The organism is Psychrobacter sp. I-STPA6b (assembly GCF_020662265.1).
Lineage (GTDB): Bacteria > Pseudomonadota > Gammaproteobacteria > Pseudomonadales > Moraxellaceae > Psychrobacter.
This window is the reverse complement of sequence record NZ_VEWM01000054.1, coordinates 1-15,390: the sequence shown is the minus strand read 5'-3', so window position 1 is coordinate 15,390 and position 15,390 is coordinate 1. Positions and strand designations below refer to the sequence as shown.

At 40.3% G+C, this 15,390-nt stretch carries 13 protein-coding genes; 6 read left to right on the top strand and 7 right to left on the bottom strand.

What is annotated here, in order from left to right; all coding sequences use genetic code 11:
* Positions 1-43: 43 nt before the first annotated feature.
* Both FHK88_RS03805 and FHK88_RS03800 read right to left on the bottom strand, forming a co-directional pair.
* A complete protein-coding gene (locus tag FHK88_RS03805) occupies positions 44-988 on the bottom strand; it encodes a metallophosphoesterase family protein (protein ID WP_227429444.1) in 945 nt (314 codons plus the stop codon).
* Between the two features lie 37 nt (positions 989-1,025).
* A complete protein-coding gene (locus tag FHK88_RS03800) occupies positions 1,026-2,081 on the bottom strand; it encodes a bifunctional nicotinamide-nucleotide adenylyltransferase/Nudix hydroxylase (protein WP_227429443.1) in 1,056 nt (351 codons plus the stop codon).
* 188 nt (positions 2,082-2,269) lie between these two features.
* Here FHK88_RS03800 and nfuA point away from each other — a divergent pair, with 188 nt between their 5' ends.
* A complete protein-coding gene (nfuA, locus tag FHK88_RS03795; protein ID WP_227429442.1) occupies positions 2,270-2,938 on the top strand; it encodes a Fe-S biogenesis protein NfuA in 669 nt (222 codons plus the stop codon).
* Positions 2,939-3,007: 69 nt separating this feature from the next.
* Here nfuA and FHK88_RS03790 read toward each other — a convergent pair whose 3' ends face one another.
* The 5 genes from FHK88_RS03790 to FHK88_RS03770 all read right to left on the bottom strand — a co-directional run bounded on the left by FHK88_RS03790 (position 3,008) and on the right by FHK88_RS03770 (position 8,844).
* The gene (locus FHK88_RS03790; RefSeq protein ID WP_227429441.1) at positions 3,008-4,330 is read right to left on the bottom strand and encodes a TrkH family potassium uptake protein; all 1,323 of its coding nucleotides are present in this window, start codon (positions 4,328-4,330) and stop codon (positions 3,008-3,010) included.
* Between the two features lie 7 nt (positions 4,331-4,337).
* Positions 4,338-5,009 carry a potassium channel family protein gene (locus FHK88_RS03785; protein ID WP_227429440.1) on the bottom strand — a complete coding sequence of 224 codons (672 nt, stop codon included), beginning with the start codon at positions 5,007-5,009 and terminating at the stop codon, positions 4,338-4,340.
* Between the two features lie 147 nt (positions 5,010-5,156).
* A complete protein-coding gene (locus FHK88_RS03780; protein ID WP_227429439.1) occupies positions 5,157-6,173 on the bottom strand; it encodes an adenosine kinase in 1,017 nt (338 codons plus the stop codon).
* A gap of 175 nt (positions 6,174-6,348) precedes the next feature.
* Positions 6,349-6,807, bottom strand: coding sequence for a universal stress protein (locus FHK88_RS03775; protein ID WP_227429438.1), 459 nt, complete (start codon positions 6,805-6,807; stop codon positions 6,349-6,351).
* Positions 6,808-7,149: 342 nt separating this feature from the next.
* The gene (locus FHK88_RS03770; protein WP_227429437.1) at positions 7,150-8,844 is read right to left on the bottom strand and encodes an anthranilate synthase component I family protein; all 1,695 of its coding nucleotides are present in this window, start codon (positions 8,842-8,844) and stop codon (positions 7,150-7,152) included.
* Between the two features lie 471 nt (positions 8,845-9,315).
* Between FHK88_RS03770 and FHK88_RS03765 the strand changes: the two genes are divergently transcribed.
* From FHK88_RS03765 to tuf, 5 genes are all read left to right on the top strand, one after another.
* Complete coding sequence (locus FHK88_RS03765; RefSeq protein ID WP_227429436.1) at positions 9,316-10,305, top strand: EcsC family protein; 990 nt, start codon at positions 9,316-9,318, stop codon at positions 10,303-10,305.
* Positions 10,306-10,540: 235 nt separating this feature from the next.
* Positions 10,541-10,915, top strand: coding sequence for a 30S ribosomal protein S12 (rpsL, locus tag FHK88_RS03760; RefSeq protein ID WP_025646352.1), 375 nt, complete (start codon positions 10,541-10,543; stop codon positions 10,913-10,915).
* A gap of 222 nt (positions 10,916-11,137) precedes the next feature.
* Entirely contained in the window at positions 11,138-11,611 is a 474-nt protein-coding gene (gene rpsG, locus FHK88_RS03755; RefSeq protein WP_227429435.1) for a 30S ribosomal protein S7, read from the top strand.
* A 137-nt stretch (positions 11,612-11,748) separates the two neighbouring features.
* Positions 11,749-13,875 carry an elongation factor G gene (gene fusA / locus FHK88_RS03750; RefSeq protein ID WP_227429434.1) on the top strand — a complete coding sequence of 709 codons (2,127 nt, stop codon included), beginning with the start codon at positions 11,749-11,751 and terminating at the stop codon, positions 13,873-13,875.
* A gap of 317 nt (positions 13,876-14,192) precedes the next feature.
* Positions 14,193-15,383 (top strand): elongation factor Tu, encoded by a 1,191-nt coding sequence (gene tuf, locus FHK88_RS03745; RefSeq protein WP_227429433.1) that lies wholly within the window; start codon positions 14,193-14,195, stop codon positions 15,381-15,383.
* The last annotated feature ends 7 nt before the right edge of the window (positions 15,384-15,390 follow it).

The window sequence follows — 15,390 nt, the reverse complement described above, 5'->3', positions numbered from 1 at the left end:
TCGGTTGGGGCGAAAATTAATAGAAAAATTAATAATTAAAAACTTACATATAATGCCAAGTACTTTTCATAAAGCCAATAATATCATTTAATGGCACAGCAGTGAGTGAAAATTTATCGTCTGACTTTTCCAAAATCAGCATACAGCCTGTCTCTAATTTGCCATGATGGTTAAACTCAAGCTCTTTGACTTTAACAGATTGGGTAATGCCATTGTCAGCCAAAGTCTGCGAAAATGGCTCACCTGTATGCCCATAAAAATGATAGGCAAACGCCACTTGATCAAGTAGTTCTTCAATTTCTGCTGAGCCATAACCACGTTGGCTATCTGAGCTTTTATCATGGGTAATGAGTACATCAAATTCTTGATGATGTTTAACCAGTTTTTTTAAGGCTTGGCGTTCATAATCTTGAATAAATTGTGGGTGAGTACGCCCTTTTCTATCACCGATACGCCCTACGCCAACCATCGTTAGACTTGTATGCTCAGTGTTTTTGTTAGCTTTACCTTTGTTTGTTAAGGCGACAAAGTTTTTTGACTCTTTTGGCGTATTGGCTTTGCTTTGAATAAGCTTACTTTGAATAGTTATGGGCATACCAGTACGACACACCCAAACCCGATTGTAAGCATCAATCGGGTAGGCAGGTTGCTCTAAAAATGTTGCCTCGTCCTCTAATTTATCTAAAAATTCATGGTCTTCATGATTGCCACGCACACAGAGCATATCAACGTTTAAATCATTTAAACATTGGGCAATTTCAGGCTGAACAAGAACAAACTCATCTATAAACCCCAATTCATCTCGGTCATTTTTGGCATGGCGAAGGGTCGCTTTATCCATACGAGATTTATCAGGAAATGCCCCCATATCACCACATTGCAAAATCAAATCAATGGATTTGCCAGTGGTTTTTTGATAATGGTCAACCAATTTAAATGGCAATAGAAACTTACCATGAATGTCTGCAAAAATAGCAACTCTTAACAAATTTGCTTTCTCCAAACTGCTAAAAAACTTCTAAAACTTACAAGCCAACCATTTTACAAATAATCGCATAATGGTCTTCAAATATCATTTTTGGGTCAAGCTCTGCCAATGGTAGCCAAAACGCCCGTGACGCATCATCGCCTCCTTTGACTTTTGGCAAGCCATTGGGGTCATTTTTTAGCTGAAAATAAAACGCTTGAGTAATGGTGCGACCACGTGCTGAGCGGTAGGGGTCATCAAAGGTATGCTGACTATGACGTGAGCCACGTAACACAGGCTCTGGCACTTTTAAGCGAGTTTCTTCTCTAAGCTCACGAATACAAGCGTCAAATAGTGTTTCTTTAGGGTTGATAAAGCCACCGGGCAACGCCCATAATCCTTGACCGGGCATGCTACGGCGTTCCACCAATAAAATATGCCCCGATTGTACCACCACCGCGTCTGCCGTCATAAAGGTCGGTGGATAAGGGGTATTTTCCCATTGTTTTTTATAATTATCGACAAACCATGCCTCTTCATGCAGTTTTTTATATTCAGCGGTTTGTTTAAAATCATCTAAAACTTGCCGAGTGGAATTGGGTGTGCGTTCAGGCGTTGGCGTTGCCCCAAGCAAAAAGCCATCACGAATGGGGGTGGCTGACAGATTTTTATAATTGGGAACAGAAACGGACGCCCAATTTGGAAACAAAGACAAATAATAAGAGGAACTGTCTTTGGAATGTCCAATAAGTCCAATATTGGCATGCAAATCACCAGTGACCGATTTTACCGCTGACTGCACATATTGTAGCCAACGGGTGTCATTATAAAGTGCGTCATCTAAGCCCACGCAATAGATACGCTCGGCATCATCTTTATCATATGCTCCTTGAATCATCTGCTCACGTTCGCTCACCGAAAAGGGATTGCGTAGGCTACGGGGCAGATTAGCCGACCCCAATAAGATAATTACCTTGTCAGCACGCTTTAATGCCTCATCAATGACGGCTTTATGCCCCATATGAAAGGGCTGAAATCGTCCAATAAATACCAAAAAATCATAATGGTTATTATCATTAGTAGTTGTTGAGGTGGGGGCAGATACAGCATTCATAACGCAAACTCCTTGCGGTAAATAATGATACTAAGGTTAGTATTAAGGCTAGATTGTAGCATATTGAGGTGGATAGGCGAGCGTTGATGGCATTGATAAAGTAATACACCTTGATTATTTAATAAATACCACCATAATAACAGCAAGCCAAATCTACCCATCTTTTATTATTATAGTGAGGTCATCTTATGTCTGACGCGACTCAACCCAATGAACAACAGCCTACTTCGGCATTAGATACTGAACAAACCGAGCTAAAAAGTAACATTACCATTACCGAATCGGCTCAAGGTTATTTAGCAGAACTGCTTGCCAAGCAAGAAACCGATGGTATTGGTGTGCGTATTTTTGTTGAACACCCAGGTACACCTCGTGCAGAGTGTTGTATGGCTTATAATCAGCCTGGCGAGGAGGATATGGCGGACTTGCGGTTGGATTATGAGCATTTTTCTGCCTTTATTGATGCAACCTCAGTGCCTTATTTAGAAGATGCGGTGATTGACTATAATAAAGACCGCTTTGGTGGGCAGTTAACCTTCCGCGCGCCAAACTCTAAAGTACCCAAAGTTGGGGCAGATGCCAGTGTAGAGGAGCGTATTAATTATGTGTTGCAGTCTGAGATTAACCCAAATCTTGCCTCACATGGTGGCATGGTTGAGCTGTTAGAATTGATAGAAGAAGAAGGCATCGGCTTGACCGCTGTATTAAAATTTGGTGGTGGCTGTCAAGGTTGCTCAGCAGTGGACATGACTTTGCGTCAAGGGGTGGAAGTACAGCTAAAACAGCAAATTCCTGAGCTAACGCAAGTGGTTGATGAAACTGACCACACCCGCACTGAAAATGCGTATTATAAGTAAGCATACAAGCTATCTATCCAACCATCTATAAAAAAAGTGAGGCTGTCAAAGCCTCACTTTTTTATTGTTTTAGCCAATTAGGATGTTAGTTTCAGGATAACGTACACGAGTAGATTTTGGCATAGCAATTAAGTAGGCTAGCGTTAATGGTCCTACTCGTCCTGCAAACATCATAAACATAATAATAACTTCACCAGCAGGACTAAGGTTTGAAGTCAAGCCTCGTGATAGCCCAACCGTACTTAATGCAGAAACAACTTCAAATAGTACATCCTCTAAAGCATGTTTGGACTCAATCACTGAAAGTATAAATACACTTAAAAATATAAGAACCATGGTAATACTAATCAGTGCCAATGATTTGTGTACCTGACGTTCAGGAATACGACGCTCAAAGCAAGTGACATAATCACGTTGGCGTAAAAATGAGAGGGTCGTTAATATAAGTACTACAAAAGTGCCTAGCTTAATACCACTAGCAGTAGAAAGTGAACCACCACCAATAAACATTAAAAACATGGTTAATAAGGTACTGGCATCAGTTAGCTGGTCAATAGGTAATGTATTAAACCCTGCGGTACGTGGTGTAATTGCTTGAAACCATGCTGCAGTGGCCTGTCCTGTGATGTCCAGACTTCCTAACGTCTCAGGATTATTATGCTCTAATAACCAAAATAAAATAAAGGCAATAAAGTTCAGTAGTATGGTTGCAGTTAATACCAGCTTTGTGTTTACATTAACTTTACGCCAACTGCGATTATCAATTAAATCTTTAATGACTAAAAATCCTAAACCACCAATGATAATCAATGCAGTGATGATAAGGTTAATTTGCACATCACTGACATAAGGCATGAGGCTATCGCCATCTAGTGCAAAACCAGCGTTATTAAACGCTGAGATAGTATAAAAGAATCCATGATATAACGCCTCTTGCCAAGGTAGATAAGAGGAAAAAGCCAGAGACAGAGCAATAAACCCGACCAGCTCTACACTCAGTGCAATTGTGACAACGGATTTAGCTGTAGCAATGATATCACCAAAGCTTGTCCCACCAAGTGCCTCACGCGCAATCATTTGACTGGTTATATTTAATCGGCGTTGTAAGCTAAAAAATGCCAACACTGCAAAGGTCATAAAGCCAAGACCCCCTAACTGAATTAGCAGTGCAATGACAATTTGTCCAAGACGAGAAAAAGAGCCAGTATCCACGACACTGAGCCCTGTTACTGTTACTGCTGAGGTTGCAGTAAATGTTGCCTTTAACCAAGAAATTTCAGTAGGGTGACAAATGGGTAGTTTTAGTAGACAAGTGCCAATGATGATTAATACTAAAAATCCTAGTGCCAATGTCAATGGTGGCGATATTGCTATGCGGTTACGTAAAGCCACAAGTAATCTACCACTTATCAGGAGTGCGAGGTGGGATGAAAGATTTTGCCAGTCGTTTTAAGTCAGGCAATAAACCACTAAATACCAAACTATCTGGATGTTCTACTATCCAGCTATCTTCAAAGACACGAATCATCTCTTTTGCCCGAATAATCATGACCAATGATGTGCTGGGGTGATTGTTACGGATAGAAGCAATACTTTGCGGTGTCCAATCTTCAGGAATATCAATACGTACTAGATAAGACTCACCATTTAAAGACAGGTATTGCTTCATTACTGGATAGTTCATCGCTTGTGCAATGCGAATACCCATGTCCTGCTCTGGATGAATGATATTTTTGACACCAAGGCTTTCTAAAATATCATGGTGGGCGTCAGTTTTTGCCTTAACCCAAAGATTGGGAACAGGTAAGTTAATAAGGTTTAAGGTACATAATAAGCTGGCTTCAAGATTATCACCAATACATACCATTACCCCGTCAAGCTGGGAGAAATTAAGCTCTTGTAAGGTTTCTTTATCTGTGGCATCAGCAATCACTGCAAGGCTAAGAACATCACTGACTTTATTGACTTCTTTTTCATCAAGATCAATACCCAGCACTTCATTACCTTGGCGCTGTAGCTCAAAGGCACAAGCCCGCCCAAACACACCCAATCCTATTACAGCAAATTGCATCTGGATTCCTTAATCATAAGACCATCTACTGATAAACAACCATAAGTTATATCTTGCTTAGATTGAGTTTAATATATGTTATTACAGAGTTATCAGCAACCAGTAAGATATTGTTTTTAATGAGCCAGCAGTTGTCCAATGCTCAAATTAGGCGACCAGTACACGACGTGCAATGTCTTGATATTCTCCTGCTAGTAGGCGAGGACCAATACGACGCACGACCTTACTAGCAACCTCACCTGCCAAGCGACCACTTTCTGTTAGTGAGTACTGTTGGGTCAAACCATATAAAAAAGCACCTGCATAGTTATCGCCTGCACCATTGGTGTCAATCACATCCGCGACAGTTGGTGTGGATAGCTCAATTAGCTCAACGTGATTATCTTTTTCACGCTGACAGATGACCACACCATGAGCGCCATTAGTGACGACAGCAGTACGACAATATTCTGTTAATGCTCGAGCAGCCGCTTTGTGCTGTTTTTTTCCAGTAAAGAGTTGTGCTTCTTCAAGGTTGCAAAAAATTACTGCAACACCGTGACCCAGCATATTCTCTAACCCTTTTTTGGCATATTTAACAACAGATGGGTCGGCAAAACTCACAGCCACCCGCACATTATGGATACCTGCTTGCTGACGCAGTTTGGTCATTGCTGGCTGGATACTTTCAGACATGGCTAAATAGCCTTCTAGGTATAGCCATTCACTTTGGGCTAAGGCATCAAAGTTGATATTCTTTTCATCAATCTCGCTAGAGGTGCCCAAGTAAGTTTGCATCGTACGCTCACCATCTGGAGTAACACAAACCACACATGAGCCTGTAACGCCATCAGTTTGGATGGATTGTGGAGCAGTCATGACGCCTGCTTGGTGTAAATCATGTAAGTAAAAGTTACCTTGACTATCATCACCAACACGGCAGGCATAAAAAGGCTTACCACCTAGACTGGCTAGTGCATACATGGCATTGGCAGCAGAGCCACCGCCTGCTTGTTTACAAGAGCTAATATCTGTACTGGCAAGCTGAGACAGTAGTTTGTCTTGCTCTGCAAAACTAGCAAGGGTCATATTGCCTTTTTCTAAGTCTGTTAAATTCAACATATCGTCAGATATTAGATATTCATGATCAACCAATGCATTTCCAATTGCCATTACATCATACATATACTGCTCCAACCAGTTTGTGAATTTTAATCTCAGACCTATAAACAAGACGAGAATTTACATTATTCTTAACTAAGTATTAAGATATATAGAAATATTTTAAAAGTTTGAGTGCTGATTTTACGCCACTTTTAGTGTGTTTTGTCAATTTTTTGTTTTTGTTCTTATATTTCATTTATTTAGATACAGGTGTTCCTAGTTTGACTACCAAACAGTCACAATGAATATTAGGTAAGATACTGTCAACTGTTGCACCGTTAATCCATGCAGAGATTCCATGACGTTCATGTCGTCCAATAACCAGCAAATCGACTTCATGTTTACTGCAATAATGTACGATACCTTCACTACTTGAAATAGCCGTACTGACATCAGTTTGAGTTGCATTAATGCCATTACGCTCTAGCATCGCTGATAAGGCTTGTTTTGCATTGCTACAGCGATCTTCGTTGACATTATCATACAAGGCGGATGCAGGGACTAATTCATAACCAAATCCGACCATGGTATCTTTAACAATATGTAAAACAGAAAGTTTGGCATTATGATTGTCAACGATACTTTTTGCTTTTTGGGCGACACGATCTGCGTCAGGGCGTAAATCTGTCACTAATAAAATATGTTGATAATTCATGAGAAGTTCCTAACCAGTATTGATGAAAATGAAGAAGTAGGAAGTGCTAAACCAGAGGTTATGCTTAAATAATATACCGTTTCAACTGGGTCGTCTACGTTATTAGTCCTATTTTATTTTGATTTATCTTAATTATAAAACTACTTTTTTTAGTTTAAATACAAAAAACTTTAGGAATTATCTTTTAGTTGTATCTATTGATTACGACTTCTGTCCTTCTTTTTTTGGACAATCTTTTACCTTAACCTATTTAAAATACGTTGACAACTTTTTATCTTCAACATCTATTTTGTTTGTAATAGAGTGAAGGCAAGATTTGGGGTCATTGACAGCTCATTTTGGCTATGATTGAGACTGTGCCAATATAGAGAGTAAATTGCCCACTTTATCCCAACATTCTTGATATTCAGCTTGGGATTGTGATGCAACTGTGATGCCACCACCGGCCCAAAGTGAGACAGATGATGTGTTAGCGGTGGGGGTTGTCACTGCCTGTAAGGTACGAATAAGTACATTAAACTCACCAGTACCATCAAAGTTTAGAAATCCCAAACTACCACAATATGCCCCCCTTGCATATCCATGTGCGCCATATTCTAGCTCATTGATAATTTCAACGGCACGTTTTTTGGGTGTGCCAGTAATTGAGCCAGCAGGTACGCTACCAAATAGCACCTGTAATGGGTGCGTATCTGGTTTTAACTCTGCCTCAATGGTACTGACCAAATGATGAACATTACTAAAACTCTCAATGGCAAATAGACTGGGAACATGCACAGTACCAGTTTTGGCATATTTGCCCAAATCATTGCGTAATAAGTCTACAATCATCACATTTTCAGCACAGTCCTTTTCAGAATCTGCTAACTGTTGTTTATTATTTTGGTCTTCATCAGGGCTTTGTCCACGAGGTATCGTTCCCTTAATAGGTTTAGCACAGACATAATGAGTATGCTCATTTGTTGTCGTAAAGCGTAAAAACAACTCAGGTGAACAGCTTAATAGCTCAAAGTTTGGCAAGTATGGTTGTATTGCGTCAGTTTCTACTATGGATATTTTTTGGTTAGGGTGTTGGACGTATAAATAGCCTGCATATGGTGCTTGAGTATGTGCATGTAAGCGGGGCAGATAGTCTACCAAAGCATGCTCATTAAGTTGACCTATCCACGGCTGAGTGAGATTAATTTGATAGCAATCTCCAGCGTATAAATAGGCTTGTGTCTGTGCAAAAGCCTGTTGATACAGTGCCTGTGTGCATACAGGTTGTAAATATAAAGGTGGTGGATTGGTCATTGTTTGTGAGCAACAAAGGTGGGAGTTATCTTTATCAGCTTGAGTCTGTAGATAAGCATCAAACGCTTCTAAGCAGTGTGATAAATAGTGATATGCTCTTTCATTATCTGCATCTGCATTGTCATGTTCTAATTTTTTCCCAATCAGTTGCCAGCCAGTATTAGTTGTGTCATTTTGGGTAGAGCTGTGAGCAGGAATCAGATAGATATCATAATGACCAAAAAAGGCACAAGGCTGTGGCGCTTGCCCAATGGCAGGTTGGCTGGCTGGCTCAATACTTGGGCTAAGTGCATGCGCACTGATATCATAGCCAACAAATCCCATTAACCCATGATGATACACATTAAATGGATGTGAGTGCTGAGTAGATGGCTCTTTATCTGCAAACTTATGATTATAACTAACTAGTTCATCACACCACTGCATCATATTTTGTGAATATTCAGTTGTTTGATAACAGACTGTCTGCTCTATATTATCAGTTTTATTAAGAGAATAATGACGCTGAGAGCGTATGATACGGTAATCTTGCAAATTTTCGCTATCCAATGGATACACTGTCCATGCACATTTAGGTAGTAAGCCAATTACGGGCTGGTGCTGATTCTCAAGCCAACATACTTGCCATGTAATCTTGGCATCATATGCTTGTAAAAAATGAACCAATGATGGTATGAGTTGATGTGCTGGTAAGTTTTGCAAAAAAAATGGCGTTGATAAAGGCAAATCAGAATTTACAGTCATAAAAATACATCATAAAAGGCTGATGAGTGAAATGATATGGAGTAGCAATATTGTAATATAGCTTGTGAAGTCAATATTATACAGTGATACGGATTGAAAGTTATATAGGTTGAATAAGCCATCAGCAGAATTTAGCGTAATCCCATCGTCAAATAACGAACATAACCTTACACATTTCTAACTTAAATATATTCCTAGATAATGAAAAGAATATTGATAATGGGCTTTCTTGACCTAATAACAATGTTTGCACTGACAGACAGTCGTTAGTTTTATACAATATAGAAAATAGACCTTAAGTGTTATTGGGATTATGTCTAATATCAGAAAATATTGGACAATTATATATGCGTTTTGACACATGACTAAAGTTGGAAAATCTTACAACTTAACCTGTAGCAAGCTGGCTTACAATTCACTTAATATATAATTCACTTAATATATAGAGTTAAGTCAAAATTGGGAGGAAAGATGAAAAATAATAGTAAAATAAAACAAGGAATGAATGAACTTGGACAAATTACCCGTCATAATTTAGAGCGTCTTGGGGCCTTACTAGATACTTTACATATAAAATCGGTTAAAACCAGTAAATATCACTCAGTAAATCTTGCAGATCTTATTAACAGTGATAAGACTCATCAAGAAGACCTGTTTCGCCAGCAAACCATAAAAGCTTCACAGCAGTTGATGGGAAAACGCTTTGCCCGTTATGGTACTTATGCCAAGAAAGTCATGCCAGATAGCATGCTACAAAAAGCGATAGATAGCTCATTCATACAAATTGCTAAACTTGCCTCAAGCTGGAGTGAAGTAGAAGTACCAGAGAATTATAATAAGGCAGGGTTAAATCAGCTTGATGAACAGCAACGCCAAGCACTGGCTAATGATATTGCAAATCAAAACCGTGCATTAGCTACATTGGGTGGAGTGACGGGTATAGCTGGTTTGGCAGGGATGCTTGCAGATAGTTTATGGCTTCTGCTTATCTCATTACGAGCAGTTTATCAGCTTGCTGCAGTTTATAATACACCATTGACTGGGTCACAAGGGATTAAAATAGCATATGATATATTGGCACATGCTGACCTAAGCAAAATGCAAGAAAAACAGACACTATTGGCAGGTCTTGGTGTAACCAAGGGATTATTGGATAGAGCAGGTCAACAAGGACTGCGTAGTGAGCTCAATAATGTCACTATTTTGGACAGTAACGTTCAGTATTATGCTAAGCAGGTTGATAAGGTTGCTGAACATCTAAACCTAGACTTAGATAGTATCAACTTTAGCTGGATTAATAAGCTGTTACCACTAAGCTCAGTATTGGTTGGTATGCACTACAATAACTATCTGATTGATGAAGTTATTGGTGTGGCTCAAGCCACATTTGGACCTGAGCCAAAACTGACAACAAAAATTTTAGAAGACAATAGTGTCAATAAAGATAATAGCCCAGTGTAAACATAAGTAACTCAAGCAACCAAAAAACAGACACATCAATAGCTTTTTGAAGCTGACAGTCATAACATGACTCAACATCAAGCCCTAGCCTCAATGGGTTGTAATCTTGAGTCGTCAGCTGTATAATGTAATGTCTTAAAAATGGGTGAGCGAAACGTCACATTTAAACTTTGAGTGTTGACATGCTTAGATTCCCCATTTTTTTGTTTTTTAATGAACGGGAGAAGGATGCCTTATGGCAACAACTAATCAATTGATTCGTAAGGGTCGCAAAACAATCAAGGAAAAATCAAAAGTTCCTGCATTGCAAGCTTGCCCACAACGTCGTGGTGTATGTACTCGTGTTTATACTACTACACCAAAAAAACCAAACTCAGCCATGCGTAAAGTATGCCGTGTACGTCTAACCTCAGGTTACGAAGTATCAAGCTACATCGGTGGTGAAGGTCACAACCTACAAGAGCACAGTGTTGTACTTATCCGTGGTGGTCGTGTAAAAGACTTACCAGGTGTGCGCTATCACACAGTTCGTGGTGCGCTTGACTGTGCCGGTGTAAAAGACCGTAAGCAAGGTCGCTCAAAATATGGTGCGAAGAAGCCAAAAGCTTAATACACCATAAAGTCCAATGACTTTGGTCAGTGACTTTAATGCTTTAATGTTTATTACTTTCATAAAAGTAACATGATTCAAACTTATAATGCATGGGATTGGTGTAAATAAGTTACATACCACCATGCAGTAAGGCTGGCTGATAACTATCTACCATTGATACATTTAGTCAACACATGAAGTTATGAATGCCAGACAACCCTGAAGACAAGGAAATATATTATGCCAAGACGTCGCGTCGTCGCTGCCCGTGAGATCCTACCTGATCCTAAGTTCGGCAGCAAAACAATCGCAAAATTCATCAATCACGTTATGATTGATGGTAAAAAATCTACTGCAGAACGTATCGTATATGGTGCGTTAGAGCAAGTTAGTGAAAAGCGTAACATTGAAGATCCAGTCGAATTTTTCGAAGAAGTTTTAGAAAAAGTTCGTCCAATGGTAGAAGTAAAAGCCCGCCGTGTTGGTGGTGCAACTTACCAAGTGCCTATGGAAGTACGCCCCTCCCGTCGTACCGCTTTAGCAATGCGCTGGTTAGCTGATGCTGCCTCTAAGCGTTCTGAAAAGTCAATGGCGCTTCGCCTAGCTGGTGAGCTATCTGACGCTTCAGAAGGTAAAGGTGCTGCTATGAAAAAACGTGATGAAGTGCATCGTATGGCAGATGCCAACAAAGCATTCTCTCACTACCGCTTCTAAAATTAACTTTTTAGATGTGTGTTTGTATTTAAAAAAGATAAGCATAGTGGCAGTCTCTAAGACTGCCATGATGCCATCATAAAATATACAAAACGTAAGACACTCAATAAATAAAGATATTCCATTAGGAAAATATTATGGCTCGTACAACCCCCTTAAAACGGTACCGTAATATCGGTATCTCAGCACACATTGATGCTGGTAAGACCACCACTACCGAGCGCATTTTGTTCTATACAGGTATCAGTCACAAGATTGGTGAAGTTCATGATGGTGCTGCTACTATGGACTGGATGGAGCAAGAGCAAGAGCGTGGTATTACCATTACTTCAGCAGCAACTACTTGCTTCTGGTCTGGTATGGCGCAACAATTTGACGAACACCGTATTAACATCATTGACACCCCCGGACACGTTGACTTTACAATTGAAGTAGAGCGTTCAATGCGTGTACTAGATGGTGCTTGTATGGTTTATTGTGCTGTAGGTGGTGTTCAGCCTCAGTCAGAAACAGTATGGCGTCAGGCAAATAAATATAAAGTACCACGCTTAGCGTTTGTTAACAAAATGGACCGTGTTGGTGCAGATTTTTATCGTGTTATCGACCAAATCAAAACTCGCTTAGGTGGCAACCCTGTACCAGTTGTTATTCCAATTGGTAAAGAAGATGACTTTGAAGGTGTGGTTGACTTAATCACCATGAAAGCTATCTATTGGGATACTGAAACTCAAGGTATGAAGTTTGAAGAGCGTGATATTCCTGCTGAGCTACAAGATAAAGCTCAAGAATATCGCGAGCAATTGCTTGAAACAGCAGCAGAAGCTTCTGAAGATTTGATGAATGAGTACCTAGAAAATGGTGACTTGTCAGAAGAACAAATCCATCAAGCAATTCGTCAGCGTACTATTGATAACGAAATCATCCCAATGCTTTGTGGTACTGCCTTTAAAAATAAAGGTGTCCAAAAAATGTTGGATGCAGTGATTCAGTATCTACCAGCGCCTCAAGACGTACCTGCTATTAAAGGTGTTCTTGATGATAAAGCTGAAACTGAAGCAACTCGTGAAGCATCAGATGAGCAACCGTTTGCTGCACTAGCATTCAAAATCATGAATGACAAATACGTTGGTAACTTGACTTTCGTACGTGTTTATTCTGGTGTTATCAAACAAGGTGAAAGTGTTTATAACCCTGTTAAGATGAAGCGTGAGCGTGTAGGTCGTATCGTACAGATGCATGCAAACTCACAAGAAGAGCTAGAAGAAATCCGTGCTGGTGACATCGCTGCATTGGTTGGTATGAAAGACGTAACAACTGGTGATACGCTATGTGATGAAAGCAACATCATTACCCTAGAGCGTATGGAATTCCCAGATCCAGTTATCAGTCTAGCTGTAGAGCCAAAAACCAAAGCTGACCAAGAAAAAATGTCAGTTGCATTAGGTCGTTTGGCAAAAGAAGACCCTTCATTCCGTGTGCATACAGATGAAGAGTCTGGTCAGACCATCATCAGTGGTATGGGTGAGCTTCACTTAGAAATTCTTGTAGATCGTATGAAGCGTGAATTTAAAGTAGAAGCAAATATCGGTCAGCCACAGGTTGCTTATCGTGAGACAATTCGTCAGTCAGTAGAGCAAGAAGGTAAATTTGTTCGTCAGACTGGTGGTCGTGGTAAGTTTGGTCACGTTTGGTTACGTCTTGAGCCACTTGATCCAGCAGGTGAAGTTGAGTACGAATTTGAAGAACAAATCGTTGGTGGTGTGGTACCAAAAGAATACCACTCAGCCGTTGATAAAGGTATTCAAGAGCGTATGCAAAACGGTGTACTTGCCGGTTACCCAGTTGTTGGTGTTAAAGCAACTTTATATGATGGTTCATACCATGACGTTGACTCTGATGAGTTATCGTTCAAAATGGCTGGTTCTATTGCCTTCAAAAAAGGCTTTATGAATGCAAACCCAGCATTACTTGAACCAGTGATGAAAGTAGAAGTTGAAACACCAGAAGATTACATGGGTGATATCATGGGTGACTTAAACCGTCGCCGTGGTATGGTTCAAGGTATGGAAGATCTACCTGGTGGTACTAAACAAATCCGTGCTGAAGTACCATTAGCAGAGATGTTTGGTTATGCTACTCAGCTTCGCTCAATGTCACAAGGTCGTGCAACTTACTCTATGGAGTTTGCAAAATACGCAGAAACTCCTAAGTCAGTAGCTGATGCCATTATTTCAAAATACAATGGTAAAGATGACGACGAGTAAGCACTTATAATCATAAGTACAGTGAAATATATAGTAAAACAGCGGTGAGTTTTCTTGCCGCTACTAGCAGTCTGTTAAATGGAGATATGCTAAATAGAAAATAAAAAGAGTATGAGATATTATTTGTTACTTGATTAGTAACAAGTGATATATAAAATTACTTGTTATTTATACCTATTTTCTTATATCATTTGGCAGATTGCATTTGCAACAATTTCCTAAGAGATTTTGTATTCATAAATTTTAATGTGGTTACTACAAAAACTATCATTTTAATAGTATTTTGTTTTGACCCCTTTATAAAAGAGGAACAACCCATGGCAAAGGCCAAGTTTGAAAGAAACAAACCACACGTCAACGTAGGAACCATTGGACACGTTGACCACGGAAAAACAACCCTAACAGCAGCCATCGCAACCGTAGCTGCAAAACACTTTGGTGGTGAAGCAAAAGACTACGCCTCAATTGACAGTGCACCAGAAGAAAAAGCACGTGGTATCACCATTAACACCAGTCACATCGAATATGACACCGAAGCACGTCACTACGCACACGTAGACTGCCCAGGACACGCTGACTACGTTAAAAACATGATTACCGGTGCTGCCCAGATGGACGGTGCAATCTTAGTTGTATCAGCAACAGACGGCCCAATGCCACAAACACGTGAGCACATCCTACTATCACGTCAGGTTGGCGTACCATACATCATGGTATTCATGAACAAATGTGACATGGTAGATGACGAAGAACTACTAGAACTAGTAGAAATGGAAGTACGTGAATTACTAAGTGACTACGACTTCCCAGGTGACGACACCCCAATCATCAAAGGATCTGCCCTAGAAGCCCTAAACGGCTCAGACGGACAATATGGCGAACCAGCAGTAGTAGAACTACTAGAAACCCTAGACAGCTACATCCCAGAGCCAGAGCGTGACATCGACAAAGACTTCCTAATGCCGATTGAAGACGTATTCTCAATCTCAGGACGTGGAACGGTCGTAACAGGACGTGTAGAATCAGGCATCATCAAAGTAGGTGACGAAATCGAAATCGTTGGTATCAAACCTACCACCAAAACAACCTGTACTGGTGTAGAAATGTTCCGCAAACTGCTAGACGAAGGTCGTGCAGGTGAGAACTGTGGTGTACTACTACGTGGTACCAAACGTGAAGACGTACAACGTGGACAAGTATTGGCTAAACCAGGCTCAATCACCCCACACACCAAATTTGACGCAGAAGTATACGTACTAAGCAAAGAAGAAGGTGGACGTCACACGCCATTCCTAAATGGCTACCGTCCACAGTTCTACTTCCGTACCACAGACGTAACAGGTGCTATCACCCTACAAGAAGGCACAGAAATGGTAATGCCAGGTGATAACGTAGAAATGAGCGTAGAGCTAATCCACCCAATCGCGATGGACAAAGGCTTACGTTTCGCTATTCGTGAAGGTGGTCGTACTGTAGGTGCTGGTGTTGTTTCTACAGTAAAAGACTAAGCTGTTA

Excerpts from the sequence above, each read along its gene's own strand:
- FHK88_RS03800 (WP_227429443.1), bottom strand. The coding sequence starts at position 2,081 with ATGAATGCTGTATCTGCCCCCACCTCAACAACTACTAATGATAATAAC.
- nfuA (WP_227429442.1), top strand. The coding sequence starts at position 2,270 with ATGTCTGACGCGACTCAACCCAATGAACAACAGCCTACTTCGGCATTA.
- FHK88_RS03785 (WP_227429440.1), bottom strand. The coding sequence starts at position 5,009 with ATGCAATTTGCTGTAATAGGATTGGGTGTGTTTGGGCGGGCTTGTGCC.
- FHK88_RS03780 (WP_227429439.1), bottom strand. The coding sequence starts at position 6,173 with ATGTATGATGTAATGGCAATTGGAAATGCATTGGTTGATCATGAATAT.
- FHK88_RS03775 (WP_227429438.1), bottom strand. The coding sequence starts at position 6,807 with ATGAATTATCAACATATTTTATTAGTGACAGATTTACGCCCTGACGCA.
- FHK88_RS03770 (WP_227429437.1), bottom strand. The coding sequence starts at position 8,844 with ATGACTGTAAATTCTGATTTGCCTTTATCAACGCCATTTTTTTTGCAA.
- FHK88_RS03765 (WP_227429436.1), top strand. The coding sequence starts at position 9,316 with ATGAAAAATAATAGTAAAATAAAACAAGGAATGAATGAACTTGGACAA.
- rpsL (WP_025646352.1), top strand. The coding sequence starts at position 10,541 with ATGGCAACAACTAATCAATTGATTCGTAAGGGTCGCAAAACAATCAAG.
- rpsG (WP_227429435.1), top strand. The coding sequence starts at position 11,138 with ATGCCAAGACGTCGCGTCGTCGCTGCCCGTGAGATCCTACCTGATCCT.
- fusA (WP_227429434.1), top strand. The coding sequence starts at position 11,749 with ATGGCTCGTACAACCCCCTTAAAACGGTACCGTAATATCGGTATCTCA.
- tuf (WP_227429433.1), top strand. The coding sequence starts at position 14,193 with ATGGCAAAGGCCAAGTTTGAAAGAAACAAACCACACGTCAACGTAGGA.